This is a genomic window from Halobellus sp. GM3 (genome assembly GCF_052545375.1).
Genome location: NZ_JBQWLT010000006.1, coordinates 214,479 through 240,330, shown reverse-complemented (window position 1 = coordinate 240,330; position 25,852 = coordinate 214,479). Strand labels below are relative to the sequence as shown.

Annotated in this window: 22 protein-coding genes; 16 read left to right on the top strand and 6 right to left on the bottom strand. The window is 65.2% G+C overall.

Annotated elements, in window-relative coordinates; translation table 11 throughout:
- Positions 1-39 precede the first annotated feature (39 nt).
- From ACT3HL_RS11655 to argF, 10 genes are all read left to right on the top strand, one after another.
- The gene (locus ACT3HL_RS11655; RefSeq protein WP_445087003.1) at positions 40-171 is read left to right on the top strand and encodes a hypothetical protein; all 132 of its coding nucleotides are present in this window, start codon (positions 40-42) and stop codon (positions 169-171) included.
- 136 nt (positions 172-307) lie between these two features.
- Positions 308-1,528, top strand: a complete 1,221-nt coding sequence (locus tag ACT3HL_RS11650; protein WP_445087002.1) for an argininosuccinate synthase — start codon at positions 308-310, stop codon at positions 1,526-1,528.
- A 3-nt stretch (positions 1,529-1,531) separates the two neighbouring features.
- Positions 1,532-3,013 (top strand): argininosuccinate lyase, encoded by a 1,482-nt coding sequence (argH, locus tag ACT3HL_RS11645; RefSeq protein ID WP_445087001.1) that lies wholly within the window; start codon positions 1,532-1,534, stop codon positions 3,011-3,013.
- Between the two features lie 204 nt (positions 3,014-3,217).
- Positions 3,218-3,397 carry a lysine biosynthesis protein LysW gene (gene lysW, locus ACT3HL_RS11640; RefSeq protein ID WP_256288519.1) on the top strand — a complete coding sequence of 60 codons (180 nt, stop codon included), beginning with the start codon at positions 3,218-3,220 and terminating at the stop codon, positions 3,395-3,397.
- Between the two features lies 1 nt (position 3,398).
- Positions 3,399-4,271, top strand: coding sequence for a lysine biosynthesis protein LysX (gene lysX / locus ACT3HL_RS11635; protein WP_445087000.1), 873 nt, complete (start codon positions 3,399-3,401; stop codon positions 4,269-4,271).
- Complete coding sequence (gene argC / locus ACT3HL_RS11630; RefSeq protein WP_445086999.1) at positions 4,268-5,344, top strand: N-acetyl-gamma-glutamyl-phosphate reductase; 1,077 nt, start codon at positions 4,268-4,270, stop codon at positions 5,342-5,344. The genes lysX and argC overlap by 4 nt, the downstream gene beginning before the upstream one ends.
- Positions 5,345-5,359: 15 nt before the next feature.
- On the top strand, positions 5,360-6,391 hold the full coding sequence (locus ACT3HL_RS11625) for an acetylglutamate/acetylaminoadipate kinase (protein ID WP_445086998.1): 1,032 nt from the start codon (positions 5,360-5,362) through the stop codon (positions 6,389-6,391).
- Positions 6,388-7,527 (top strand): acetylornithine/succinylornithine family transaminase, encoded by a 1,140-nt coding sequence (locus ACT3HL_RS11620; RefSeq protein WP_445086997.1) that lies wholly within the window; start codon positions 6,388-6,390, stop codon positions 7,525-7,527. Before ACT3HL_RS11625 ends, ACT3HL_RS11620 begins: the two co-directional genes overlap by 4 nt.
- Before the next feature lie 86 nt (positions 7,528-7,613).
- Positions 7,614-8,675 (top strand): [LysW]-lysine hydrolase, encoded by a 1,062-nt coding sequence (locus ACT3HL_RS11615; RefSeq protein WP_445087049.1) that lies wholly within the window; start codon positions 7,614-7,616, stop codon positions 8,673-8,675.
- A 5-nt stretch (positions 8,676-8,680) separates the two neighbouring features.
- On the top strand, positions 8,681-9,580 hold the full coding sequence (gene argF, locus ACT3HL_RS11610; protein WP_445086996.1) for an ornithine carbamoyltransferase: 900 nt from the start codon (positions 8,681-8,683) through the stop codon (positions 9,578-9,580).
- A 16-nt stretch (positions 9,581-9,596) separates the two neighbouring features.
- Here argF and ppk1 read toward each other — a convergent pair whose 3' ends face one another.
- From ppk1 to ACT3HL_RS11595, 3 genes are all read right to left on the bottom strand, one after another.
- Complete coding sequence (gene ppk1 / locus ACT3HL_RS11605) at positions 9,597-11,969, bottom strand: polyphosphate kinase 1 (RefSeq protein WP_445086995.1); 2,373 nt, start codon at positions 11,967-11,969, stop codon at positions 9,597-9,599.
- A complete protein-coding gene (locus ACT3HL_RS11600) occupies positions 11,956-12,660 on the bottom strand; it encodes a metallophosphoesterase (RefSeq protein WP_445086994.1) in 705 nt (234 codons plus the stop codon). The genes ppk1 and ACT3HL_RS11600 overlap by 14 nt, the downstream gene beginning before the upstream one ends.
- Before the next feature lie 107 nt (positions 12,661-12,767).
- A complete protein-coding gene (locus tag ACT3HL_RS11595) occupies positions 12,768-14,858 on the bottom strand; it encodes a hypothetical protein (protein ID WP_445086993.1) in 2,091 nt (696 codons plus the stop codon).
- A gap of 158 nt (positions 14,859-15,016) precedes the next feature.
- On the opposite strand from ACT3HL_RS11595, the gene ACT3HL_RS11590 reads away from it, so the two are divergent.
- Positions 15,017-15,898 (top strand): EamA family transporter, encoded by an 882-nt coding sequence (locus tag ACT3HL_RS11590; RefSeq protein ID WP_445086992.1) that lies wholly within the window; start codon positions 15,017-15,019, stop codon positions 15,896-15,898.
- 7 nt (positions 15,899-15,905) lie between these two features.
- Here the strand turns inward: ACT3HL_RS11590 and ACT3HL_RS11585 are convergent, their stop codons facing one another.
- Positions 15,906-17,186 (bottom strand): aminomethyl transferase family protein, encoded by a 1,281-nt coding sequence (locus tag ACT3HL_RS11585; RefSeq protein WP_445086991.1) that lies wholly within the window; start codon positions 17,184-17,186, stop codon positions 15,906-15,908.
- A 323-nt stretch (positions 17,187-17,509) separates the two neighbouring features.
- On the opposite strand from ACT3HL_RS11585, the gene ACT3HL_RS11580 reads away from it, so the two are divergent.
- Both ACT3HL_RS11580 and ACT3HL_RS11575 read left to right on the top strand, forming a co-directional pair.
- Positions 17,510-18,214 carry a class II aldolase/adducin family protein gene (locus ACT3HL_RS11580; RefSeq protein ID WP_445086990.1) on the top strand — a complete coding sequence of 235 codons (705 nt, stop codon included), beginning with the start codon at positions 17,510-17,512 and terminating at the stop codon, positions 18,212-18,214.
- A gap of 162 nt (positions 18,215-18,376) precedes the next feature.
- Complete coding sequence (locus ACT3HL_RS11575) at positions 18,377-19,294, top strand: PhnD/SsuA/transferrin family substrate-binding protein (protein ID WP_445086989.1); 918 nt, start codon at positions 18,377-18,379, stop codon at positions 19,292-19,294.
- Positions 19,295-19,890: 596 nt separating this feature from the next.
- On the opposite strand, the gene ACT3HL_RS11570 is transcribed toward ACT3HL_RS11575, so the two are convergent.
- Positions 19,891-20,598 carry a class II aldolase/adducin family protein gene (locus ACT3HL_RS11570; RefSeq protein WP_445086988.1) on the bottom strand — a complete coding sequence of 236 codons (708 nt, stop codon included), beginning with the start codon at positions 20,596-20,598 and terminating at the stop codon, positions 19,891-19,893.
- 247 nt (positions 20,599-20,845) lie between these two features.
- Here ACT3HL_RS11570 and ACT3HL_RS11565 point away from each other — a divergent pair, with 247 nt between their 5' ends.
- The 3 genes from ACT3HL_RS11565 (at position 20,846) to ACT3HL_RS11555 (ending at position 24,550) form a co-directional block, all read left to right on the top strand.
- Entirely contained in the window at positions 20,846-22,159 is a 1,314-nt protein-coding gene (locus ACT3HL_RS11565; protein WP_445086987.1) for an aminomethyl transferase family protein, read from the top strand.
- Between the two features lie 191 nt (positions 22,160-22,350).
- Positions 22,351-22,911 (top strand): tripartite tricarboxylate transporter TctB family protein, encoded by a 561-nt coding sequence (locus ACT3HL_RS11560; RefSeq protein ID WP_445086986.1) that lies wholly within the window; start codon positions 22,351-22,353, stop codon positions 22,909-22,911.
- A gap of 109 nt (positions 22,912-23,020) precedes the next feature.
- The gene (locus ACT3HL_RS11555; RefSeq protein ID WP_445086985.1) at positions 23,021-24,550 is read left to right on the top strand and encodes a tripartite tricarboxylate transporter permease; all 1,530 of its coding nucleotides are present in this window, start codon (positions 23,021-23,023) and stop codon (positions 24,548-24,550) included.
- Between the two features lie 86 nt (positions 24,551-24,636).
- Here the strand turns inward: ACT3HL_RS11555 and ACT3HL_RS11550 are convergent, their stop codons facing one another.
- Positions 24,637-25,809, bottom strand: coding sequence for a tripartite tricarboxylate transporter substrate-binding protein (locus ACT3HL_RS11550; protein ID WP_445086984.1), 1,173 nt, complete (start codon positions 25,807-25,809; stop codon positions 24,637-24,639).
- Positions 25,810-25,852 lie beyond the last annotated feature (43 nt).

The window sequence follows — 25,852 nt, the reverse complement described above, 5'->3', positions numbered from 1 at the left end:
CGAAAGCGTTTAGTGCGGCGGCCGCGACCGAATACGGTAATGACGCGGCTCTCTCGGACGGTCCCGTGCGCCTCGCCGGGAGTCGCGACTGCGGCCGCCTCGACGGCGCTCCGGTCGGTCTCCGCCGCGGCGACCGACGCCGCTCGGCGACCGCGACGACGGCCCCGCTAGGGCCACTATTACTTCACCTCACTGTTGCAGCGAACCAACCGAAAAGCGACAAGCGTCTCTATAGGCCTCTCTGCGATTTAATTTCATAAATTCAAACCGTGTAATTTATACGGATGAGCGTTCGAGACGGAGGTATATGACAAGCGTGGCACTCGCGTTCTCGGGCGGGCTGGACACCACAGTGTGCGTGTCGCTCCTGCAGGAAGAGTACGGATACGACGAGGTCGTCGGCGTCACCGTCGACGTCGGCCAGCCGGAGTCGGAGTTCGAGGAGGCCCAAGAGACCGCCGACGCGCACGGACTGGATCTGCACGTCGTCGACGCGAAAGACGAGTTCGCGGACCTCTGTTTCGACTCCGTCCGCGCGAACGCGACGTACCAGGGCTACCCGCTCGGAACGGCGCTCGCGCGCCCGGTCATCGCGAACGCGATCCTCGAAGTCGCCGAGGAAGAGGGCTGTGACGCGATCGCGCACGGTTGCACCGGAAAGGGCAACGACCAGCTCCGCTTCGAGGTCGTCTGGCGCGCCTCCGACCTCGACGTCGTCGCGCCGATCCGCGAACTGGAACTCACCCGCGAGTGGGAGCAGGAGTACGCCGAGGAGCACGACCTGCCCGTCCAGTCCGGCAACTCCGGCGTCTGGTCGATCGACACCAACCTCTGGAGCCGCTCGGTCGAGGGCGGTCAGCTGGAAGACCCTTCCTACGTCCCGCCGGAGGACATCTACGAGTGGACCGACGACCCCGCGAACGCCACCGAGACCGAACTGGTCGAGATCGCGTTCGAGGACGGCTACCCCGTCGCGCTCGACGGCGAGGAGCTCTCGGCGACGGAGCTTATCGCCACGCTGAACGAGCGGGCGGGCACGCACGGCGTCGGCCGCACGGACATGATGGAAGACCGGATGCTCGGGCTGAAGGTCCGCGAGAACTACGAGCACCCGGCGGCGACGACGCTTCTCACCGCCCACGAGGCGCTCGAACAGCTCGTGCTCACGAAAGACGAGCGCGACTTCAAGCGCTCGATCGACGACGAGTGGGCCCAGAAGGGCTATGAGGGCCTCGTCGACCACCCGCTCGTCGACGCCCTGGAGGGCTTCATCGACTCGACGCAGACGCGCGTCACCGGGACGGTGACGATCAAGTTCCAGGGCGGGCAGGCCCGCCCGGTCGCCCGCGAGTCCGAATACGCCGCCTACTCCGAGGACGCCGCCTCGTTCAACACCTCCGGCGTCGGCGACATCACCCAGCAGGACGCCACGGGCGTCGCGAAGTACCACGGTTTCCAGTCGCGCCTCGCGAACGCCGCGATCGACGCCGCGACCGACGCGGCCGACACCGAAGGCGACTGGGAGTGAACGATGACGGGCGAGGGCGCTGATCACGGGGAGGACCGCTCGGGCGTCGTCCGCCGCGACCGCTTCAGCGGCGGCCCCGCCCGCGGATTCATGTCGAGCCTCGCGGCCGACGAGCGCATCTTCGCCGCCGACCTCGCCGTCGACCGCGCGCACGTGGTGATGCTCGCCGAACGGGGGATCGTCACCGACGGCGTCGCGGGCGAGATCCTCGCCGCGCTCGACGACGTCGAGTCCGCGGGCCACGGCTCGCTTCCCGACGGCGAGGACGTTCACGAGGCGATCGAGACGGCCGTCGTCGAGCGCGTCGGCCCCGACGGCGGCAAGATGCACACCGCGCGCAGCCGCAACGACGAGGTCGCCGCGTGCATCCGCTATCGCCTCCGGGAGGACCTCCTCAACGCGATCGAGGCGACGATCGCGTTGCGCGAGGCGCTCGTTGCGGTCGCCGAGGCGCACGTCGACACCGTGATGCCCGGCTACACGCACCTCCAGCCCGCACAGCCCACGACGGTCGCGCACTTCCTGCTCTCGTATGAGTCCGCGTTCGCGCGCGACACCGCGCGCCTCCTCGACGCCTACGACCGGGCGAACCGCTCGCCGCTCGGCGCGGCCGCGTTCGCCGGGACACCGTTCGACGTCGACCGCGAGCGCACGGCCGAGTTGCTCGGCTTCGACGGCGTCGTGTCCAACTCGATGGACGCCTCCGCAGGGCGGGACTTCCTCGCGGAGTCGACGGCGGCGCTCGCGACGCACGCGACGACGCTCTCGGGGCTCGCCGAGGACCTCGTGATCTTCGCGAACAGGGGCTTCGTCGACCTCGCCGACGAGTACTCCTCGACGTCCTCGATCATGCCCCAGAAGGTCAACCCCGACACGTTAGAGCTCGTCCGCGCGGTCGCGGGCGACGCCGTCGGCGGCCTTTCTGGGCTCCTCACGACGCTGAAGGGGCTCCCGCGCGCGTACAACCGCGACCTCCAGCGCGCGACGCCGCACGCGTGGGACGCCGTCGACGCGGTCTCGGAGGCGACCGCGGTCGTCGCGGGCGCGGTCACCACCGCCGAGTGGCCCGCGGAGACGCTCGAGGCGGCCGCCGGCGAGGGGTTCTCGACGGCGACGGGCGTCGCGGACGCGCTCGCGATGGCCGGCGTCCCGTTCCGCACGGCTCACGAGGTGCTGGCGGCGGCGGCCGAGCGCGCCCAGGGAGAAACGCCCGATCTCGAAACGCTCGACGCGGTCGCCGCCGACGTGCTCGGCGAGTCGCTCTTCGCGCACGTGAGCCGCGAGCGCGTCGAGGCCGCGCTCGATCCGGTCGAGAGTGTCGCGAGCCGCGACTCTCTCGGGGGGCCCGCGCCGTCGGCCGTCGCAGACCAACTCGACGGGGCGGACGCGTCGCTCGCCGCGGACCGCGCCTCCTACGACGGGCGTACGGACGCCCTCGACGACGCCGCCGAGTCGCTACAGGCGGAGGTGGACACGTATGCCTGACCGGCGACCCGGGCCGCCGGGGCGGGGTCGCCGCCGTCCTCGACGGCGACGGTCCCCTCCGGGGGACGTTCATATATGAAATCAGACATCGATTTCACACGGGCGGATCGCTCGACTGTTTTGCGCCGATAGTGGTGGCTGAGTTCAGTTAATTTATCCGACAACTTCGATGGGTTTAAGTCGATTCCTCGCCCATCAATCGATATGGCAGAGACCATCACCGCAGAAGATCCGCTCACCGGAGAAGAGATCGAGATCCCCGCCGACGTCGAGGTCGGCGAGATCGTCGACAGCCCCGCGACCGGCGCGGAGCTCGAAGTCGTCTCGGTCGATCCAGTGACACTCGAAGAAGCCCCCGAACTCGAAGAGGACTGGGGCGAATAAGATGAACGTTGGGCTGCTCTACTCCCGGATTCGGCGAGACGAGAAGCTCCTCCTCACGGAGCTTCGCGAGCGCGGACACGAGGTCGAGAAGATCGACGTCCGGAAAGAGCAGTTCAACATCCGCGAGCCGCCGGCGGCGTTCGACGGGGTCGACATCGTCGTCGACCGCTGTCTGTCGACGAGCCGCAGTCTGTACACGACGCAGTTCTTGGACGCGTACGGCATCCCCGTGGTCAACTCCGCGGCGACCGCGGACGTCTGCGCCGACAAGGTGAAAAACAGCCTCGCGCTCGAGCGCGCGGGCGTGCCGACGCCGAACACGGAAGTCGCCTACACCGTCGACTCCGCGATGGAGACGATCGAGAAGTTCGGCTACCCCTGCGTGTTAAAGCCCGTCGTCGGGTCGTGGGGGCGTCTGATGGCGAAGGTCGACTCGCCGTCGGCCGCCGAGGCCATCCTCGAACACAAGGCGACGCTCGGCCACTACCAGCACAAGGTGTTCTACGTCCAGGAGTTCGTCGAGAAGCCCGGCCGCGACATCCGCGTGCTGGCCGCCGACGGCGAACCGATCGCCGCGGAGACGCGCTCGTCGGACCACTGGCTCACCAACGCCGCGAAAGGCGGCGAAGTGGCCGAATTCGAGCTCGACGACCGCGCGGCGGAGCTCGTCGCGGACGCCTCCGAGGCCGTCGGCGGCGGCTTACTCGGCGTCGACCTGATGGAGACCGGATCCGATTACACGGTTCACGAAGTGAATCACAACGTCGAGTTCAAGGCGCTGAACGACGCCGTTGACGTCGACGTCCCCGCGGCGGTCGTCGACTGGCTGGAATCGAAAGCCGAACAAGCCACCGGCACCGAAGCAGCCGTATGAGTGCAGACGATGCCGCGTCCACGGACGCCGACGACCCCGGTTTCACGGCCGCCGTCGTCGGCGGCTCCGGCTTCACCGGCGGCGAGCTCCTCCGCCTGCTGTATCAGCACCCCGAGTTCGACGTCGTGCAGGCGACGAGCCGCTCGAAGGAGCGCAAGACCGTCGGGCACGTCCACCCGAACCTCCGCGAGATGGACCTCCGGTTCACCTCGCCGGCGGAGCTCGAATCCGTCGACGTGCTCTTCGCGGCGACACCGCACGGCGTCTCGATGGAGCACATCGACGAGTTCCAAGACGCGGCCGACACCGTCGTCGACCTCTCGGCGGACTTCCGCCTCGACACCGAAGCGCAGTACGACGAGTGGTACGACGGGCACGTCTGCCCCGAGTACTTGGAGAAATCGGAGTACGCGCTCCCGGAAATCAACCGCGAGAACCTCCCCGGGGCGGCGCTGATCGCCTCCGGCGGCTGCAACGCCACGGCGACGATTCTCGGGCTGAAGCCGCTGTTCGACGCCGGCATCCTGGAGGGCGACGAGCAGGCGGTCGTCGACGTGAAAGTCGGCTCCTCGGAGGGCGGCGCCGGCGGCGGCGACGCCTCGAGCCACCCCGAGCGCTCGGGCATCGTCCGCCCGTACGCGCCCACCGGCCACCGCCACGAGGCCGAGATCGAGCAGTTCCTCGGTCTCTCCGTCTCGTTCACGGTCCACGCGGTGGATATGACCCGCGGCGCGAGCGCGACCGCGCACCTCTTCCCGAACGCGCCCGTCTCGAAGGGCGACCTCTGGAAGGCCTACCGCGACGCCTACGCCGACGAGCCGTTTATGCGGACCGTCGCCGGCGGTGGCGGCGTCTACCGCTACCCCGAGCCGAAGGCGGTCGCCGGGACCAACTTCGGGGAAGTCGGCTTCGAGGTCGACCCAGGAAATAGGAGACTGGTCGTCTTCTCGGCGATCGACAACATGATGAAGGGATCGGCCGGACAGGCCGTCCACGCCGCGAACGTCGCGCTCGGAATCGAGGAGACCGCCGGCTTGGAGTTCGCCGGTCTCCACCCGGTCGGCGCACCCTGACGACAACGAAGATCGATGACATACGAAGGATACCAACACGACGCACGCGACGCGCGCCAGACGCCCGGATCCCGCGACTGCGGGAATGCTCGTGCCGGAGACGCGCGCGAGACGGCCGCGGAGCGACCGCTTCGAGCCGACGGCGGCGGCCGCCCGCCGGTCGTCGTGAAGGTCGGCGGCGCGCGCGCGGTCGACCCCGCCGGCGCGGTCGAAGACGTCGCGGCGCTCGTCGAGGACGGCCGGCGGGTCGTCGTCGTCCACGGCGGGTCGACCGCCGTCGACGACACGCTCGAGGAGCTGGGCGAGGAGCCCACGTACGTCGAGACGCCGAGCGGCGTCGTCGGGCGCTTCACCGACGAGCGCACGATGGAGGTGTTCTCGATGGTGATGCCCGGAAAGCTCAACACCGATCTCACCGTCACGCTCCGCGACGCCGGCGTCGACGCGCTCGGCCTTTCAGGTGTGGACGGCGGCCTCCTGACCGGTCCGCGCAAGTCGGCCGTCCGGGTCGTCGAGGACGGCAAGAAGAAGATCAAGCGCGGCGACCACTCCGGGAAGATCACCGGCGTGAACGCCGCGCTGCTCGAAACGCTGCTCGAAGACGGCTACACGCCGGTCGTGACCGTGCCGATGCTGGCCGACGACGGCGTCGCGGTCAACGCCGACGCCGACCGTGCGGCCGCGGCGGTCGCGGGGGCGATCGGCGCGGAGTTGGTCGTTCTCACCGACGTCGAGGGCGTCTACGCCGACCCCGACGACGCGTCGACGCTCGTCGAGTCGGTTTCGACCCCCGCGGAATTTGATACGCTGAAAGACGCCGCGGAGGGATTCATGACCAAGAAAGTGATGGCCGCGAAGGAGGCGCTCGACGGCGGCGCGGCAGCGGTGATCGTCGCCGACGCCAACGCCGACGACCCCGTCCTCGCGGCGCTCGACGGCGGCGGTACGCACATCGAGGCGAGCGCCGTCGCCGCCGATTCCGACGTGGCGGGCGATTCCGACGACCGCGACGCCGACGACGCCGACGAGACGGAGGTGACACAATGAGCGGCGGCTTCGTCTTCTCGGAGAAGCCGATCCAGCTCGAATCCGGCGAGGGCGCGTACCTGTACGATACGAACGGCACGGAGTACCTCGACTTCGGGGCCTCCTACGCGGTCGCCGCACTCGGCCACGCCCACCCGGCGGTCACCGAGGCCGTGCAGAATCAGGCGGAGACGCTGACCTACGTGCAGGCGTCGTACCCGGTCGAGGTCCGCACGGAGCTGTACGAGAAGCTGGCGACGCTCGCGCCGGGCGACATCGACAACGTCTGGCTCTGTAACTCCGGGACCGAGGCCAACGAGGCGGCGATGAAGTTCGCCCGCTCGGCCACCGGCCGCTCGAAGATCGTCGCGACGAAGCGCGCGTTCCACGGGCGGACGATGGGCGCGCTCGCGATGACGTGGAAGGACAAGTACAAGAAGCCGTTCGAGCCGCTGGCGGGCGACGTCGAGTTCGTCCCCTACGGCGACGCGGAGGCGCTCGCTGCGGCGGTCGACGAGGAGACCGCCGCGCTCTTCCTCGAGCCGATACAGGGCGAGGGCGGCATCCACCCCGCCTCCACGGAGTACCTCGAACACGCCCGCGAGGTGACCGAGGAGGCGGGCGCGGCGCTCGTCTTCGACGAGATCCAGACCGGCGTCGGGCGCACGGGCGATCTGTGGGCCTGCGAGGGCGTCGGCGTCACCCCCGACATCCTCACGTCCGCGAAGGGCATCGCCAACGGCCTGCCGCTGGGCGCGACGCTCGTGCGCGACTGGATCGCGGAGAACCCGGGCAACCACGGATCGACGTTCTCCGGCGGCCCGGTGGTCTGTGCGGCGGCCAACGCCACGCTCGATACGATCGTCGAGGAAGACGTGCCGGGTCACGCCGCGCAGGTGGGCGAGTACCTGCGGAGCGAACTCGAGACCGCGGCCGACGAACGCGACCTGCCCGTCCGCGAGGTGCGCGGCGTCGGCCTGATGATCGGCGTGCAGGTCAAGCGCGGCGCGAACCGCGTGCTGAAGAACCTCGCCATCTCCGAGCAGGTGCTGGCGCTCCCGGCCGGGCGGACGGTCGTCCGCCTGCTCCCGCCGCTCGTCGTCGAGGAGTCCCACGCCGACCAGTTCGTCGACTCGTTCGTGGAGGTGCTGGAATGAGCGCTGAAGTGGACGGCGAGGAGCGCGAGGACGTCGCGGCCGACGGCGACGCGGCGCCCGGCGACGGGAACGCCGCCGGGTTCTCGATGAATCACGGCGTCTTCGACGTGCAGGAGAACCTCACTGACGGCCTGACGGAGGCGCAGACGCTCCTTGCGGACTTGGTCTCGATCCCCTCGCCGTCGGGCGAGGAGGCCGCCGCCGCAGAGCGCCTGAAGGCGTTCTTCGAGGCGCACGACCGCGAGGTGTGGATCGACGACGTGGGCAACGTCCGCGCGCCGGCCGACGACTCGGTGCTCTTGACCTCGCACATCGACACGGTCCCGGGCGACGTCCCGGTGAAGATCGAAAACGGCGTCCTCTGGGGTCGCGGCAGCGTCGACGCGACCGGCCCGCTGGCGGCGATGGCCGCCGCCGCCGTCGAGACCGGCGTCTCCTTCGCCGGCGTGGTGCAAGAGGAGACCAGCTCCGCCGGCGCGTGGCACCTCGTCGAAGAGCGGGACGAGCCCGCGGCCGTCATCAACGGCGAGCCCTCAGGGTGGGACGGCATCACCCTCGGGTACCGCGGCTTCCTCTCGGGGACGTACGTCTCGACCAGCGAGCTGGGTCACTCCTCGCGCCCGGAGGACAACGCCATCCAGTCGGCGGTGAACTGGTGGTCGAGCGTCGCGGACTTCTTCGACGAGGACGAGTCAAACGGCGTCTTCGACACCGTGACGACGAAGCCGGTCCGGTTCGACGGCGGCCCCACGGAGGACGGCCTCGCCGTCGAGGCGACCGTCGACGTGCAGTTCCGCGTGCCGCCGAAGTTCACCATCGACGACGTCCGGGAAGTCGCCGAGGGCGAACTCACCCGCGGCGGCGTCCACTGGGAGAAGCCCATCCCGCCGGTGATGACGAGCCCGCGGACGGAAGTCGCCCGCGCGTTCCGCGTCGCGATCCGGGGGGCGGGCGGCGAACCGCGGCTCCTGCGGAAGACCGGGACCTCGGACATGAACATCTTCGCGGGGACCTGGGACTGCCCGATGGCGACGTACGGCCCCGGCGACTCGGATCTGGATCACGCGCCGAACGAACACCTCGACCTCGCGGAGTACGACAGTTCGATCGACGTGCTGGTCGACGCCTGCGAGCGCCTCACGGAGTGATTGCTGTGCTCGAAACCGACCACTTCCTCGACATCGACGACCTGACGCGAGACGAACTGCAGACCGTCCTCGATCGCGCTGCGGCGCTCAAATCCGGCGAGGACGGCACGCAACTGCCCGATCAGACGCTCGGGATGCTCTTCGAGAAGCCGAGCACGCGGACTCGGATCTCCTTCGAGACCGGGATGACCCAACTCGGCGGTCACGCCATCTTCCTCGGGCCCGAGGACATCCAGCTCGGTCACGGCGAACCGCTGTCGGACACCTCGCGGGTCCTCTCGCGGTACGTCGACGCCGTGATGGCGCGGCTGTTCGACCACGCGGACCTCCTCGAGATCGCCGAGTACGCCGACGTCCCGGTCGTCAACGGCCTCACCGACGACGCCCACCCGTGTCAGACGCTCGCTGACCTGCTCACCATCGATGAGGCCTTCGACGGCTTCGAGGACGTTCAAGTCGCGTGGGTCGGCGACGGCAACAACGTCGGGCAGTCGTTCGTGATCGGCGCGGCGATGGTCGGGCTGGACCTGACGGTCTCGACGCCGGAGACCTACGGGATGAACGAGGCCGTCCTCCGGCAGGCCGCCGATCTCGGCCACGAGCCGACGATCGTCGACGACCCGAAGGAGGCGGTCGACGACGCCGACGTCGTCTACACCGACGTCTGGATCTCGATGGGGCAAGAGGACCAGCGCCACGAGAAGCTGGCGGCCTTCGACGGCTATCAGGTGAACGAGCGGCTGCTCGCTGATTCGGACGCGCAGGTGATGCACTGTCTGCCCGCCCACCGCGGCGAGGAGATCACCGGCGACGTCTTAGAGTCCGAGCGCTCGCTCGTCTGGGATCAGGCCGAGAACCGCCTGCACGCCCAGAAGGGGTTGCTCGTGGAGTTACTCGACGCGTAGGGTCCCGTTCGCTCGCTCACCGATCGTTCTCGTCAGTGTACACCTCGTCCAGATCGATGTTCGGCTCCCTGTGCGGCTCTCGATCGGGGCGCCGCGATTCGCCCGGATCGCGCTCTCGCGCTCGCTTCATCAGTACTTCTTGCGTGTCCCGAACGGGATCGTCACCGGGACGGCGTTGGACGTAGCTGCCGTCCGCACGCATCACCCACCGCCGCCGGTTGTCAGCGAGCAGCGTCTCGAATATCTCGTCGAGTTCGGACTGCAGGTCCGCGTCTTCGACCGGTGCGACAGCCTCGATGCGGCGGTCCAGATTCCGCGTCATCCAGTCGGCGGATCCGACGAAGTACGCCGGGTCGCCCCCGTTTCCGAACTTGACGATTCGCGAGTGCTCGAGGAACCGGCCGACGAGACTGTGAACGCGGATCGTGTCGCTGACACCGTCGACGCCCGGTCGGAGTCGGCAGATATCGCGGACGAACAGATCGATTTCGACGCCCGCCTCGCCGGCTTCGTACAGCTTTCGAACAACGTCTGGATCTTCCAACGCGTTCATCTTCGCGAGTATGCGACCTTCGCCGCCCGACTCCGCGTGGCTGATCTCCCGCTCGATGAGTTCACAGAGCCGGTCGCGAAGCGTCTCCGGCGCGACCAGCAGTTTGCGGTACGTCTGCTGTCGGGAGTGACCGGTGAACGAGTTGAAGAGCCGGACGATGTCTTGGCCGATGTCGGCATCGGCCGTGAACAGCCCGAGGTCGACGTACCCTTTGGCCGTCTCCGAGTGGTAGTTTCCCGTCGAGACGTGCGAGTAGATCCGGACGTCGTCGGCTTCCTGTCTCACCGCCAGCGCGACCTTGCTGTGGATTTTCAGCCCGATCGATCCGTAGGCGACGTGGATCCCCTCCTCCTCGAGTCGCTTGACCCACCGGAGGTTGTTCTCCTCGTCGAAGCGGGCCTTCAGCTCGACGAGCACGGCGACCTGCTTCCCGTTCTTGGCCGCGTCGATGAGGCTCTGAAGCACCCGCGAGTCCGGTGCGGTCCGGTAGATCGCCACCTTGATCGCCAGCGTGTCCGAGTCGTGGGCCGCCGCGTCCAGAAACGACTGGACGGTGCCATCGAACGTGTGATACGGGTGGTGAACGAGCACCGGTCGGTCTCGGATCGCGTCAAACAGCTTCGCAGGGTTCGACGTATCGATTTCCGCGAAGCGCGGGTGCTGTCTCGGCGTCCACGGCTCCAGTTCGAGCGACGGTGCGTCGAGTTCGCACAGGGCGTCGAAGTCGCCCAAGGCGATCGGAGACGGGACCTCGAACACCTCCGCATCGGTGATGTCCAACTGCGCCGTCAGCAACTCCCGGACGCTCTCGTCGGCGTCGGCTTCGATCTCGAGTCGAACGATCGTCGCAAAGCGACGCTGGCGGAGTACGTCTTCGATCTGCTCGATCAGTCCTTCGGCGACGTCCTCGTTCCGGCGCACCTCGGCGTTTCGAGTCACCCGGAACGTCGCACAGTGGGTGATCTCGACGTTCGGAAACACGAGATCGAGGTTCGCCTCGATGACCTCCTCGATCGGAACGTACCGGCCGACCGGATCGCCTTCGAGTTCGTCGATGGCCGTCCCGACGTTCGAGAGGGGGATCACCCGCGGGAGGTTCGCGGGTATTTTGATCCGGGAGAACCGCTCTTCACCGCCCTCCTCTCGGGTGAGCACCGCCAAGGACAGCGAGAGATTGGAGATGAACGGGAACGGGTGGGCCGGATCGAACGTCAGCGGAGTCAACGTCGGCAACACCGATGACTCGAAGTACGACCGAAGGGTGTCGAGCTCCGAATCCGACAGCGCGGCGGCGTCGACGAGTTCGATTCCAGCCGCGTCGAGTTCACGGCGGACCGCGTCCTGATAACAGCGAGACTGGGCGGCGACCAAGTCCGATGCCATTTCGAGGGCTTCGCTCCACTGTGACTCCGGCGTTCGACCGTCGACGGTCGACGCCGTGACGCCGGCATCGATCTGCTGTTTCAGTCCACCGATCCGTTTCATAAAGAACTCATCGAGGTTTCGAGAGAGGATGGACAGAAACCGAAGTCGCTCCAGCGGCGGCTGCCGTTCGTCGAGCGCTTCGTACAGCACCCGCCACTGAAAACTCAACTCCGAGAGCTCGCGGTTGAGGTACCACCGTTCGTCATCGAACCCGCCGTCGGGGGGCTCTTCGGCGATCGGCGGCGTGCGCGCTGGGGCATCTGTCGCCCACTCTGTCGGCCCCAGTGTCACCGGTTCGGTCGCGTCCGCGGACGCCGACGGCCCCACGCTATCGGCGTGCTCCGAGCGGTCGGCGTTCCCCTCGTCCGCTACGGGCGCTTCGGACGCCACTTGTGAGTTACCGTCCGGCATCGCACCCGACCGTCGTCGAAACGACTTTTGCGGCCGGCCGGTCGACACCCTCCCGACGGGCGGGCACGCTGTGGACGGCCCCATCGCCGAGCCGATACGCCGTCAGCGAGCCGCCGTAGACGCAGCCGGTGTCCAACCCGACGGCCGATTCGGTTACGATCGGGTTCTCGAGCACCGTGTGGCCGAAAAACACGCGTGGCGGGGCCTCGTACGCCTCGTACCAGAACGGGCCGTCGTACCCGTCGCCGGAGGCCGGCGAACGCATCGTCTGGAAGTCGTCGACGGTGTGCTCTGAGAGCGGCTGACTCGGATCGACGCCGCCGTGGACTACCAGACCGCCGTCCCAACTGATCGCTACTGGAAGCGACCGAAGCCAAGTTAGGGCCGATCGATCGAGCCCCGGAAGGGATTTCTCCCCTCTGAGTAGCTTCTCCTCGTTGTTTCCCCGGACGGCCAGCATATTATCAGCGCCCCGAACGCGCTCGATGACGGCAGCACTGGCAGGTCCCTTTCGGACCAAGTCGCCGACGAATAACAGGAGATCGTCGTCTGTGACACCGACCGCTTCGATGAGACGTTCGAGCGTCGCGTCGCATCCGTGAACGTCGCCGATAACGTACACGTCCTCCCACTCGGACAGATCGACCCGCCGGTGTTGGGCGGCGACCTCGGCTGCGAATGATAACGGCATCGTCCGCGAATACCGATCTCCCCGATAAAAGCGGTGCTAAGATCCCTACATACCGCTATTGAACGCTCGGTACTTCGGCGGAGGCGTCCGCTGTCGGCTGCTGTTTGTCAGCGCGCCCCGCGCCACCGAACTGCGCCCGTGCTGATCGCTACCGCCAGGACCGCAGTGATCACCCCGAACCCCGGCGTGGATCCGGCGGTCGTCCCCGCCGCCTCCTCAACGGTCACGACCGCGGTCTCTGCGGAGGCGTCCGCGACGCCGAACACGTAGGTCCCGGGCGCTCGGAGGCGCGTCTCGACGGTGACTGTCGCCTCGGCGTCGGCGTCGAGGCGCACCCGCCGCGTCTCGAACGCCGTTCCGTTTCTGGTGAACGACAGGGTCACTTCGCCGGGGTAATCGGCGTCGTTGCTCACGCGCGCTTCGACCTCGACCCCGCCGCCGGCAGACAGTTCGCTCCGGTTCACCGCGAGACCGTCCACGCGCGCCGTCGCGGGCTCGCGAACCGCGACGCGGACGGTCGCGTCGCCGACCGAGACAGTGTACGCGCCCGGCCGGTCGAACGTGTGTTCGAAGGTCAGCCGCGTCGACTCGTCGACGGCGAGGCGTCCGGATTCGGTCGCCCGCGGTTCGTCGTCGACACGGAGCGTCGCCTCGTAATCGCCGTCAGTCCCGCCGACGTTGGTGGCGACGACGTCGACCGCGAGCCGTTCTCCCGGAACGAGCGTGACCGCCTCCACGGAATCGAGCGAGCGGTTTCGGTACGCGCCGCTGACCCGGAGCGCGTCACCGTCTGTCGGGTGTGTGTAGGTGATCTGTGCCGGGACCGAGGCGTCGCCGAACGCCTCGCGGTGGGCCTCGAGATCCCACGCCGACGGCCTGTCCGTCGTCGTCGTGTAGCGGTCGCCGGCCGCGGCGACATCGCGCCCGCCGGCGTCGCGGAGGAAGGACCGAACGTCCGCGGCGTTAACGGTCCCGTCTTTCGCGTTCATCCGTCGGAACACGTCCTGTAGGGACCGCTCGCCGTCGCTCCCCAGCCGGGTCTGGCGGTCGAGGTCGCCGGCGACGAGCGCGCCGATGTGGTAGTTCGCGTTCCGCTCCCACGTGTCGGGTCGTGCGAGTATCGAGTCGTCGTCGCGCTCGCCGCGTCGCAGCCGCTCGCGGAACGTCTCATAGGAGATTCGGTCCTGTTCGAACGCCAGCAACGCCGAGTAGTAGACGGCGCCCCCCTCGGTGAACCATCGGCTGTCCGCCGCTGTGGTGTACCCCTGCCGCGTGTGGACGTACTCGTGGAGCCAGACGTTGTCCGCCTCGTCGAGGCGCTCGAAGTCGCGGACCCACATGTCCGACCCGCCCGTGTGGAGGCCGCGGACGCCCCAGTCGACGCCGTCGAGCGTGGGCGCGGCGACGACGAACACCGTCTCGTCGCGGTCGCCGACGTGGAGCCGGTCGGACGCGTCCGACAGCGACGCGAACAGCTCCTCCGGCGGGACTTCGAGCGACGCCGACGCCGGAACGATCAGTCGGAACCGCTGCCCGTGGGCCGTGTGCGTGTACTCCTCGTATGCGCCGAGGTACGCGATGTCGTTTCCGGTCGCCCCCTCGGCGGCATTCATCGAGCGTTCGAAGCCGACGTCTGCGCCGCCCGACACCCAGCTCCAGCTGTGTGCGCCCCCGGGCGGGACGACGAGCGCCCACTCGCCGACGTCGACGAACGTCAGCCGCCCGGACGTCCCGATCGGACCGGTCTGATCGACCGTCCGGTTCGCCGACAGCCGGTAGTCGATCCGCGGCTCCTCGGTCGAGCCGTCCCACTCGTAGGTCCGACCATCGCTCCTGTCGAACCCCGAGGTGGAGACGACCGTCGCCCCCTCCGGCAGCGTCACCTCCAGCCGCCGGAGCCGATCCGGGAGCCGGTACCGGTGGCCGATCTCGTAGATCCCCTTCTGCTCGGGCACGAGCCGGAGCCGCTGGGTGAGTTCCACGTTCGTCGCGGCGGTCGCCTCGGAGACGCTCGCCGCCGCCGGCTCCGATAACGCGGCCGTCGCCGTGGCGTTCCCGTCGGCGCCGATTTCGCTCCCGGTATCGATTTCACTCCCCGTTCGAATCTCGTCTGCGGCACTCGCGGGGCTCACGACGAGCCCCAGCGCCACCACGAGCAGCCCGACGAGGACGCACAGACGCGTCGGCCCCCAACCCATAGCGGGGCGACGGAGGTGAGCGTTATTATAGTAGCGTTTGCGACGGGTGGATCCGACCGCACGCCGTCGAGCGATCGAGGATGGGTAACTGTCTGATTGTGGACGGGACCAAAAGACATGCTTAAGCGAGTCGTCGGTGACTGTTCCACTACCACCATATGGATCCCGTCGTTCTCCTCTCAGTGATCTTCGGTACCACCTCCGTCTTTTTTTACGCGCTCTCGGCGATCTTCATACGCGCGGGGATTCGAGACGCGAGTCCGGTCGCCGCGATGTTCGTCAGCCTCTCGGTGAACCTCGTTGCGCTCTGGATCGTCGTGTTCGCGTTCACGGACTTCCGCGTGGACCTCTGGCGGTGGCGATACTTCATCCTCGCGGGGCTTATGGCGCCGGGGCTCGGCCGCTTGTTCAACTACGCCGGGATCGACCGCCTCGGCGTGAACGTGAACGCGCCGATCGTCTACTCGAACCCGCTTGTCTCCGTCGCCGGGGCGATCGTGTTTCTCGGAGAGCAACTGTCGGCAGTCGGGCTCGTCGGCGGCGTCCTCGTCATCGCTGGTGGGGCGTACGTCGGCTCCGAGCGGGGCGATGGGTCGACGTCGTTCGATCGGCGCCACTTGGTCTTCCCCGTCATCGCCGCCCTCGTCTACGGCCTTTCGCACCTCCTTCGGAAAGTCGGAATCGACCTCGTTCAGTCGCCGCTGATCGCCTCCGCGGTGACGATCACCACCTCGTGGCTCCTCGCGGCCGGATACGTGCTCGGATCCGGACTCGAGATCGATCTGAACAGACGGCAGTGGCTCTCGTTTTCGATGTCCGGGCTGGCCAGCAGCGTCGCCATCCCGATGCTGTATCTCGCCTTCGAGGTCGGCCTCGTTGTCGTCGTCTCTCCGCTTATGAACCTGGCCCCGCTTTTCGTCATCGCCATCTCGTTTTTCGTGTTCCGCGAAGAGGAGCTGTTCTCTCACCGGGTCGTGCTGGGAACGATCACGATCGTCTGTGGGATCACGCTCCTCACCGCCTTCGGATCGGTCTCCTGATCGGCGACTAGAGGTCCTCTCGGTCCGTCACGTACGGCGCGGGGGCCACCGTGGCTCGAATCTCCGCCGCTTCGTGGCGCTCGACGCTCGGTTTCTCTGAGCCCTCCTCGCCCCACACGAGCGTGACCTCCGTGCCCGGTTCGCCGTACTCGCGGTCGACGACCCCCAACGAGAGCATCTCCCGCTGGTTGTAGTCGTACCCTGAGAATATCGAGACCCCCACTACGCTCCCGTCTCTCCTGATCTCGTCGAAGTGGCCGAGGTCCCACTGCTGGTAGATGTCCGGCATCTTGATGAACTTGTGTGATGCGCCCTCCCGGAAGAGAGAGGCGTAGACGTCGGCGATGTCGTCGGGGTTCCAGACGAACGTGACTTTGGTTCGTTCGGGGTCGTCCATCTTGGCGGCGATCGCGTCTTTGCCGACGAAGTCGTGCTCCATGTCGATGAAGCGGTCGTACCCGAGTTCGACCGGGTCGAGATAGAAGTCGGTGATGTCCTCCGAGGTGAAGCTTCCGCCGAGCGACCAGTTCGCTTCGATGCAGTCGGCGTCCAGCCACTCTCGATACCCCTGCATCTCCTCGGAGTCGTAAATCGCCGGAAGCCCCGGCGGCAGCCATCCCGTCGTGAGTGTCGCAGTCTTGTAGGCTTTCGACCCCAGTTCGCGGATCCCGTACTCCTCGCCGGCCCCGAGGATCAGGTTCTTGAACTCCTCGTGGTGTTCGTACGGCCCGAAGATCTCGTACCCCGGAACGCTCGCCATCCCGTGTCCGAGCATATAGAGGTCAACCCCTTCGATGGAGATCTCGTCCATCCCGAAGAACGAAAGCTCCGGGAACGGCCCGTCGATCACCTCCTCGAGGATCGACCGCGCGTGCGGGCCTTGGATCTCGAATCGGAAATCGATCGGCGGGGTGTCTCCGTACGGATCGTACACGTCTGTCAGCGACGCGTCGTAGTCTCCGTTCTCGAGGTTGTAGTGGATCCACTTTTGTGCGTGCCCGCGGTTCCCGGTGACGACGACCTCCTCCTCGCCGAGGTAAAAGAGGATGGGGTCTCCGATAATGTACCCCTCGGGGCTACAGACCGGATGCTGTTTCGCTCGCGGAGCGTCGTCGGGTTCCAGATCGTCGAACCGATTGATCCCGAGGTCGGCGTTTAGCTCGACGGCGTCCGGCCCTTCGATGTAGTAGTTGGCGAGGTGATACGACTGGTCCATCAGAATGCAACTTTCTCTCCACGCGCGCTGCTCTTCGATCCAGTTCGTGTATTCTTCCTGATAAGCTGACATATGGCTCCCGCCTCGGGATATGTCCGTCCGTCTGAACGTCGAAATGACGTCTTCGGGCGCTCCCAAGACGTCCGCGAGACTTCGCTGACTCATAGGTCTATGGTGAATATACGTTATCTTAAGTCTATGGGAGAGAGTGTCTCACGGTGTACAATTCAGCCGATGAGTTTGTGTCAGATACTGTGTATGTACCGCGGATACTGTTCCTGCCACCGGTCACAGAGACCGGACACAACGGCCCTCGATACTAGACTTCCGATTTTCGGATCCGTCACCGCTTGAGCCCCCGATATTATTATATCCCGCTGATCGAACACACCCGTATGTCCCAGTCTCTGACTGAACAGTTGGTCACGGCGAACCGGATCGTCGCGAACGAGGGCATCATCCAAGGGCTCGGTCACGTGAGCGTCCGAAACCCCGAAACGAACACCGTCTTGATCTCTCGGTCGCGGAGTCCGGCGTTCGTGACCGAAGACGACATCCTCGAACTCACCCTCGACGGCGACGTCCTCGACGACGACCGCAGTCCGTACGTGGAGAACGTGATTCACCGCGCCATCTACCGGGCGCGCCCCGACGTCAACGCCGTCGTCCACCACCACGCCGCCCCGGTCATCCCCTTCGCAGCGACTGACGTCGATATCCAACCCGCATACCACCTCGGAATGCTGTTTCACGACGGCGTTCCCAAGTTCGACGAGTACGACCCCGATTACGGATGGCTTGTCGTCACCGAGGCGGAGGGCGAGCGGATGGCCGCGACCCTCGGCGACCACCGCGCCCAACTGCTCGTCGGTCACGGGGCGAACAACGTCGGGACGAGTCTCAAGGAGGCGCTGGTGACGACCTCGTACTTTGTCACGAACGCGCAGTATCAGCTCTCGGCGATGGGGCTCGGCGAGATAACGTTCGAGGCCGACGACGAGGAGATGGCCCGCTCGACGGTCGAAGACGTGATGCTCTCTGATCTGGTCGTAGATCGCGTCTGGAACTACTTTCGACAGCGCCTCCCAAGCGACCGATAGGGCCGCGTGGGACTGATCGCACAGCCGGTGGCACGCCGACGCGTCAGCGGTGTGAGGGAATATTATAAATACCGCTTTTGCCATCGGTAGACTGTGTCAAAACAAGAAATCACACTCGCATGTGATCTCAACGATCGAACACGAGATTTAGCGAATGGCACGGTGGAACCCGCCGGAATCGATCTGAACTTCTTGCCGTTCGAGGTCGAAGAGACGTTCTGGCGGATGCTCAAGCACCAAGAGTTCCAAGCGGCCGAGATGTCGATGTCCTCGTATATGATGGCGAGAGATCAGGGCTGGCCTGAACTCATCGCGATCCCTGCGTTCCCCTCGCGCTTTTTCCGTCACTCCTGTGTGTTTATCAACCCGGAGTCGGGGATCGAAGAACCGGAAGACCTCGCCGGAAAGAACGTCGGCGTTCCCGAGTATCAGATGACGGCGTCCGTGGTAACACGTGGAATGCTCGAAGACCAGTATGGGGTCAGCCCGGAGGATATGATCTGGTATCACGGCGGCGAGGAGGAAGGCGGACGCGAAGAGAAACTCTCCATCGACCTCCCTGAAAAAATCGAACTCCACAGTATCTCGGATGACCAAACACTAAGCGGAATGCTCGAGTCCGGCGACCTCGACGCGCTCGTCACCGCGCGGGCCCCGTCCTCCTTCCACGATGGACCCGTCGAGCGGCTGTTCCCCGATTTTAAACGCGTCGAGAAGGAGTACTACCGAGAGACCGGTTTCTTCCCGATTATGCACACCGTGGTCCTTCGTCAGGACGTGTACGACGAGCACCCGTGGATCGCGAAGGAGCTGTATAAGGCCTTCGAGCGTTCGAAACAGAACTTCCTCGAACGGATCGGGAAGATGAACGAACTCCAAGTCGGCCTCCCGTGGTCGATCAACGAACTCGAGGAGACGCGCGACCTGATGGGGTGGGACTACTGGCCGTATGGCGTCGAGGAGAACCGAGAGTTCTTGGAGACGTTGACGAGATACTCTCATACGCAGGGGTTGACACAGGAGAAACTCGAGGTAGACGACCTGTTTGCGCCGAACACGTACTCGGAGTTCAAGGTCTGATTTATCCGCTGGCGACAGTCTCCTCCGGTTCACGACGTCGCCGCGGTTCGTTCGGCCCACGGGTGGCGGATTTCGGTGGGTTTCGGCTTCGTTCCCGTGAGTCACGTTTGACGTCCGCTACCGTCTCGTTTGGGAGTCTTCACTCGCGAGTTCGCACTCACCGGGTGTTTCGCAGAGAACCGACAGCGTGCGATCGGCTGCGAACGCAGTGGCAGACGCTCCGCTAGATCACAGTCCGTCCTGTTATCTGGCGGGATAGGGCGCTAAAACCTCGCTTCAGCGCGGGGATACAGCGCCCGCACGTAGTTTCAAGTGGTTCTACGGCGTACTGAATGCTAACCGAGGCGGCCACGCCGCCCTATCGTAATGAGACAATATCGGGATTCGCCCTTTCGTTATGGAAGGCATCCCCCTTTCATCAGACGAACAGGGGGCAGGAAGCACAAGATAACCCTGAATCCCCGTCTTCTCGGCGGTGGATAGGGGTAACGGTAGCGTGGCACTGCCAGCATTCCCTCGGGATGTGAAACCGTAAATCTCCCAACCCAGCAAGCCTCGGCTTGTGGGAAGCCTCGCCGTTTACGGCGGGGAGGATGTCACTCGGATCGGTCCGGAAGCTGCTTGGTCAGGTATTCCCACAGTCTGTCCACCACGCCCTCCGAGAGCTCCTTCTCGGCGGTGGTCCGAACCATCGATTCGCTCTCGGGGGTGAACGTCACCTCGCCGAGGCTCTCGCCGTCCAGTTGGTTTCGGGCGTTGAGAACGAAGTTGTACGTCACGCAGATCGCCTCCTTGAGCGACCCGCCCACCGTGTTGGCGCCGTGACCGACGAGCAGTTGGGCGCGGTGATCGCCGAGGGTCGCGGCCATCCGCTCGCCCTCCGCCTCGGTGGCGATGAGGTACCCGTGCGCCTCGTCGTACTCGTCGAACTTCGGAACGCCGTCGGCGAAGAGCATCCCCTTGTGCGTCACGGGACGCATCTCTACGTCGGAGATCGCGAACGGAATCACCGACTCGGCGTGGTGGTGGACGACGGCGTTGACGTCGGGGCGCGCCCGGTAGATGGCGCGGTGGATCACGTTCTCCAAGTAGGTAGAATGGTCCCCCTCGTCGAGGATGTCGCCGTCGAGAGTGAGTTCGAGGATGTCGTCTTCGGTCACGAACGCCGGACTCCGAGATCGCGACAGGTAGATCGTATCCGTTTCGGGGTTTCGGACGCTCACGTGACCGAATCCACGGATGATGCCCTCGTTCGCGAGGATGCGATTTGCCGTGACTAACCGTTCTCTCAGCTGATCCGACATAGCGGTAGGATCCCGCGAGGGGAAAAAAGCGTACCGGGAATGAATAGGTGGCTGACAGTTATAGTAGCGTTTGCAACTGATTGCACAGCCGACCGCACGACGTCGTGCGGTCGAGTGTGTAGAGACTTGCAAACGCTATTATAATCCGACGATCGATACGACCCGTTAGCGGGCGTAACACGCCAGCGAAGTGACTACTCCGCCAATGCATTTATTTATCCTACCGCCACAGTAGGGATACTAAACTATGAGTGAGTCTCCCATTGGCACAGGCGGTGAAAGCTACGTCGAGCGGATGCGAGCGGAACCGGGGTATATCCACCCGGGGTGGCGTCAGCGCGAGTTCACGAACTGGATCGACGAGCAGATCGCGTGGAAGGAGACCTGTTATATCGGCGATTGGTCGTTCATCTCTGACCTCGAGGTCTCGGGCCCGGAAGCGATCGATCTGCTGGCTGACCTCTCGGTTAACTCCTTTGAGAATTTCGCGGTCGGTCAGGGCAAACACATCGTCCAGTGCAACGAGGACGGAAAGGTCCTCGCCGAGGGCGTCGTCAGGCGGACGGGCGAGGAGACGTTCATCCTTCACAGCACGCCGAGTTACTGGACTGAGTTCAATCTGCAGCGGGGAGACTACGACGCGACCTGCCGCGAGCTCGACCTGTTCAAATTCCAGGTGCAGGGTCCGAACTCGTTGCAGGTCCTCGAGGCCGTCGCCGACGGGTCGCTTCGGGACATCGAGTTCATTCACTTCGGCCCGATCGATATCTCGGGCCGCGAGGTCACTGCCTTCCGGATGGGAATGGCCGGCGAACTCGGCTTCGAGCTGCAGGGTCCACAGGAGTACGCTGACGAGATCTGGGACCACATCGTCGACGCCGGATCGGAGTACGGACTCCGCCGTCTGGGGGGGCGGACGGCCTCGATAAACCATCTGGAAGCGTGTTTCCCGCCCCGTGGGAGAGTGTTCATCCCGGCTATCGTCGCCCCCGAGATGGCGGCGTATCAGCGGTGGCTCCTCGAGGACATGGACCGCGTTTCGAGGGACATTCTCACCTATCCGATCGAGGGGAGCTTCGATGCCGACGACATCAGCGCGTGGTTCCGAAGCCCGGTCGAACTCGGCTGGGAGAACCGGATCGCTTTCGACCACGACTTCCTCGGTCGGGAGGCGCTCGAAGCGGAAGTCGAAAACCCCCGCCGGACGCTGGTCACGCTCGTGTGGGACGATGCCGACGTCGTCGACGTGTACGCGTCGCTCTTCCGGGACGGCGAGCCGTACAAGTTCATGGATATGCCGAACAAGCAGCAGTGGAAGATGGAGTCGGACAGGGTTCTCGTCGATGCGGAAACCGTCGGCGTCTCGACGTTCCGCGGGTACAGCTACTACTTCCGGGAGATGCTCTCTCTGTGTACCATAGACGTCGCCCACGCGGAACCCGGGACAGCGGTCACGGTCGTGTGGGGGGAACCGGACGGACCACAAAAAGAGATCGACGCGACAGTCGCTCCCGCTCCGTACAAACCCGACAGACGTTTCGGAGATTTGACCAGTGTATAAAAACCAGACCGTGGAAAACGGTTGATCCGAATAACTGCGGTATCGGGTCTGATAATGCCGTTTCGGCCTCGAAAAGCGAACTATTTCAACTTCAGCTAGCGACCTCTTCGTCGCTGAATCGTTTAAATGACTGATTCGTTACATAGGGTTGCGGGGGTTAAGTTTATATTCACGAACTATGACCCACAACTATGGCGATAACATCGGAGTTCGGAGATCCGATCTTCGAGCGGCTCTCATCGATAGACGGCCGCCTCTGGTCGGGCATCTTCTTCGGCGTCTTGGGGCTGTACACGCTCGCTGTTGTCGTTGAAGCGACGACGTACAGCAGTGACGCCCGGCTGTTTCCGCTTATCGTCGGCATCCCGTTTCTCGGATTGATCGTCCTGAAGCTCGTGATGATGGCCGCCAGTGACAGGATCCGACTCGGCTCGTTCAACGCTATCGAGCTCGATACCCAAGTCGAATCGGTGACTGGTGTCGACGTCTCACCCGCCGTTCGCTACCGCCGCGAGTTCGCGATGATTCTGTGGATCACTGCGCTCTCGGCCCTCCTCTGGGCGTTCGGGTTCCTGTTCGCGCTGTTCGTGTTCCTGTTTTCTTTCGTGTTGCTGTACGAGCGCGACCTCGTTCGAGCGGTTCTCATCGCCGCGGGCACCTTCGTCTTCGTGTATCTGTTTTTCATCCGATTGCTCGGCGCGAACATCTACGAGGGGGCGTATCCGATCGGCGTTCTGGGGGCCCTGTTATGAGGGGACCCCCAACCGCGAACGTTCCCTCCGGCTCTCGGAGCCGCACTGTACCGGGCGTTGAACGGGATCTTCGAGCAGCCCGCGCACAACCTCCGGTGAGACGTAGCCGATGAATGAACTCCTCGCCGCGGTCGATTTCGCTGTCCCGCTCCAGCAGACAGGAGAGCCGATGGAGGCTATCCGAATCGCTATCGACACCATATTCACGCCGCGGAACCTTCTCTATATCCTGTTAGCGACGCTCCTCGGCCTCATCGCCGGGATGTTCCCCGGTTTGGGTGGACCGGTCGCGCTCGCGCTGCTCATCCCGATCACCTATCCGCTGCCGGCGAACGTAGCGCTGATGATTCTCGCGGCCAACCTCGGTGGAACGGCCTTCGGCGGTTCGATCACGGCGATCCTCCTGAACACGCCCGGAGACGCGCCGAACGCGGCCACTGTGTTCGACGGCTATCCGTTGACTCGACAGGGACGCGCCGGCGAAGCTATCGGCGCGAGTGCGACCGCGTCGGCGCTCGGAGCGATACTGGGTGTCGTGCTCCTCATCGCGACGATCCCGTTCATTCGACAGCTATCGGTTGCCTTCCACTCCGTCGATATCTTCTGGCTGGCGCTTCTCGGGTTAGCGACGATCGCGGTCGTGACTCGCGGATCGGTCATCTCGGACCTGATCGCCGGCGGCTTCGGCCTGATACTGGCGTTTCACGGCCTCAATCCGGTGACCGGGAGTGCTCGGTTCACGTGGGACTTCGATTACCTCCTCTCGGGAGTTCCGCTCGTTCCGCTGATTATCGGCGTGTTCGCGATCGCAGAGATGATCAAGCTGATGGGGGAGCGGTCGACGATCTCACAGGAGGAGCCGGACATCGAAGGCGTCCTCGTCGGCGTCAAGGCCGTGTTCAAAAACTGGAAGGTGTTTCTGCGCAGTTCCTCACTGGGGTGGATTATCGGCACTGTTCCCGGCGCTGGCGGCACCGTTGCGAACTTCTTGGCGTACCTACAGGCCAAGCAGACCGATCCCGACCCGGACTCCTTCGGGAAAGGCAACATCAACGGCGTCATCGCGAGCGAAGCGGCGAACGACGCGAAAGACGGCGGATCGATGGTCCCGACGCTGGGGCTGGGGATCCCCGGGTCGGCATCGACTGCGGTCCTCATCGGCGCCTTCGTCATCAACGGCGTCAGTCCCGGTCCGCTGCTGTTCCGAGAGAACCTGCAGATCGTGTTCATCATCGTCTTCGCGCTGATTATCTCGAACGTCCTGACGTCGCTCGTCGGTCTCGCGTCGTCGAAGTATCTGATCAAGGTGACACAGATCAACGTGACGACGCTCGTTCCCATCGTCATCATCGTCGGGCTCATCGGGTCGTTCGTCATCCGCGGTCAGTTCACCGACGTGTTACTGACCGCCGGGTTCGGCGTTGTCGGCTTCTTCATGGTCAAGTTCGGACTCTCTCGCGTCGCACTGATCGTCGCGCTCGTCCTCGGACCGCTCGCCGAACAGAACTTCCACCGCGCGTTCCAGATCTCCCGCGGCGACCCCTCGATCCTCTACAACCGTCCGCTCTCGATTCTGTTGATCCTCGGGATCGTCGTCGTCCTCGCGATTCCGCTGTACCGGCGCCGGCAGTCCGCTTGAGCGGGCGGTCGTTCGCGACCCGGAACCGCTTGGCTGCTGGCTCGATCCGTCTTCGGTCCGTACCGGCCAAAAAAGGGAACGCGACGTTAGCTGCTGAAGGCGTCTTGGATCAGGCTCGCGTACGGCTCCTCCGAGAGCGTCTCGAACGTCGAGTCGATCGCTTCGGTGACCCGCTCTTCGCCGGCCTCGGGGTCGATGATCGGTCGCGCCGCCTCTCGCGCCTCCTGAATGAACTCCTCGTTCGAGGTGATCGTCTCGAAGGCCCCGACGAGCTGTTGGTGGACGTCGTCCGGAACGCCCGGCGGTGCCGCAATGAACCGCCGGAAGACCGTGAGCTCGTTGTACTCGACGACGTTGTCGATGTCGAGTTCAGTGGAGTGATGCATCACCTCGATACCCTGGTCTTCGAGGTATTCGTTGACCGAGTGGTCCGGAGACTCGAACAGCACGAACATCTCCGCTTCGAGGGCGTTCACCACTTTCGCCGCGGAGGACGCGGTTCCGACGGTGAAGGCGTCTCCCTCCCCCGACTCGAGGCCCGCGAGCGCCGCCCCCGTCCCCTCGTAGTGGACGAAGTTCGGCGCCTCCACGTCGAAGGCGCCGGTCATCCCCCCGAGCAGAATCGTCAGCATGTGGGCCGAAGAGCCCCGCCCCTGCGTGACGAAGTTCAGATCCGATACGGAACTGACGAACTGCTCCCACGTGTCGATGCCGGCCGACTCCATCAGGACGAGCTCGTTCGGGTCCTGCGTGACGTACCCGATCTTCGTCCAGTCACGCACGTCGAAATCCACGTCGAGTCCGATCTGCTTGTACGCCGCTTCCTTCGGCGCCCAGATGCCCAGCGTGTGGCCGTCGGGGTCGGCGTTCGACAGCTCCGTGGCGCCGACCACGCCGCCACCACCAGTGACGTTCCGGACGTTCACTGTTGTCCCTAACTCCTCCTCCAGATACGGTGCCATCAGCCGCGCGTACGCGTCGAACCCCCCTCCGGTGGAGTACGGCACGATGAAGTCGATATCGCCGGACGGGTAATCCGACCCCGGCTCTTCGGTGGAGTCGCCGTCGCTGCCGCCGCCGTCACCGCCGCTGTCTCCGCTGTCACTGTCGCCGCCGCTATCGCCGCTGTCTGATCCGTCGTCCCCGCCGCCTCCGCCGAGACAGCCCGCGACTGAGCCGACGATCGCCGCGCTTCCGGCTGTTTTGAGAAACCGACGTCGGTTCGCTACTGACCATTGGCCTTTGTCACCGTCTGGCATACTACAGCGAAAGAGTCCAGCTTACTTAAACTTGTATTATTAT

What these genes read in the sequence shown, in the direction of transcription:
- ACT3HL_RS11655 (WP_445087003.1), top strand. Translation starts at nt 40, where the DNA reads ATGACGCGGCTCTCTCGGACGGTCCCGTGCGCCTCGCCGGGAGTCGCG.
- ACT3HL_RS11650 (WP_445087002.1), top strand. Translation starts at nt 308, where the DNA reads ATGACAAGCGTGGCACTCGCGTTCTCGGGCGGGCTGGACACCACAGTG.
- argH (WP_445087001.1), top strand. Translation starts at nt 1,532, where the DNA reads ATGACGGGCGAGGGCGCTGATCACGGGGAGGACCGCTCGGGCGTCGTC.
- lysW (WP_256288519.1), top strand. Translation starts at nt 3,218, where the DNA reads ATGGCAGAGACCATCACCGCAGAAGATCCGCTCACCGGAGAAGAGATC.
- lysX (WP_445087000.1), top strand. Translation starts at nt 3,399, where the DNA reads ATGAACGTTGGGCTGCTCTACTCCCGGATTCGGCGAGACGAGAAGCTC.
- argC (WP_445086999.1), top strand. Translation starts at nt 4,268, where the DNA reads ATGAGTGCAGACGATGCCGCGTCCACGGACGCCGACGACCCCGGTTTC.
- ACT3HL_RS11625 (WP_445086998.1), top strand. Translation starts at nt 5,360, where the DNA reads ATGACATACGAAGGATACCAACACGACGCACGCGACGCGCGCCAGACG.
- ACT3HL_RS11620 (WP_445086997.1), top strand. Translation starts at nt 6,388, where the DNA reads ATGAGCGGCGGCTTCGTCTTCTCGGAGAAGCCGATCCAGCTCGAATCC.
- ACT3HL_RS11615 (WP_445087049.1), top strand. Translation starts at nt 7,614, where the DNA reads ATGAATCACGGCGTCTTCGACGTGCAGGAGAACCTCACTGACGGCCTG.
- ppk1 (WP_445086995.1), bottom strand. Translation starts at nt 11,969, where the DNA reads ATGCCGGACGGTAACTCACAAGTGGCGTCCGAAGCGCCCGTAGCGGAC.
- ACT3HL_RS11600 (WP_445086994.1), bottom strand. Translation starts at nt 12,660, where the DNA reads ATGCCGTTATCATTCGCAGCCGAGGTCGCCGCCCAACACCGGCGGGTC.
- ACT3HL_RS11595 (WP_445086993.1), bottom strand. Translation starts at nt 14,858, where the DNA reads ATGGGTTGGGGGCCGACGCGTCTGTGCGTCCTCGTCGGGCTGCTCGTG.
- ACT3HL_RS11590 (WP_445086992.1), top strand. Translation starts at nt 15,017, where the DNA reads ATGGATCCCGTCGTTCTCCTCTCAGTGATCTTCGGTACCACCTCCGTC.
- ACT3HL_RS11585 (WP_445086991.1), bottom strand. Translation starts at nt 17,186, where the DNA reads ATGTCAGCTTATCAGGAAGAATACACGAACTGGATCGAAGAGCAGCGC.
- ACT3HL_RS11580 (WP_445086990.1), top strand. Translation starts at nt 17,510, where the DNA reads ATGTCCCAGTCTCTGACTGAACAGTTGGTCACGGCGAACCGGATCGTC.
- ACT3HL_RS11570 (WP_445086988.1), bottom strand. Translation starts at nt 20,598, where the DNA reads ATGTCGGATCAGCTGAGAGAACGGTTAGTCACGGCAAATCGCATCCTC.
- ACT3HL_RS11565 (WP_445086987.1), top strand. Translation starts at nt 20,846, where the DNA reads ATGAGTGAGTCTCCCATTGGCACAGGCGGTGAAAGCTACGTCGAGCGG.
- ACT3HL_RS11560 (WP_445086986.1), top strand. Translation starts at nt 22,351, where the DNA reads ATGGCGATAACATCGGAGTTCGGAGATCCGATCTTCGAGCGGCTCTCA.
- ACT3HL_RS11555 (WP_445086985.1), top strand. Translation starts at nt 23,021, where the DNA reads ATGAATGAACTCCTCGCCGCGGTCGATTTCGCTGTCCCGCTCCAGCAG.
- ACT3HL_RS11550 (WP_445086984.1), bottom strand. Translation starts at nt 25,809, where the DNA reads ATGCCAGACGGTGACAAAGGCCAATGGTCAGTAGCGAACCGACGTCGG.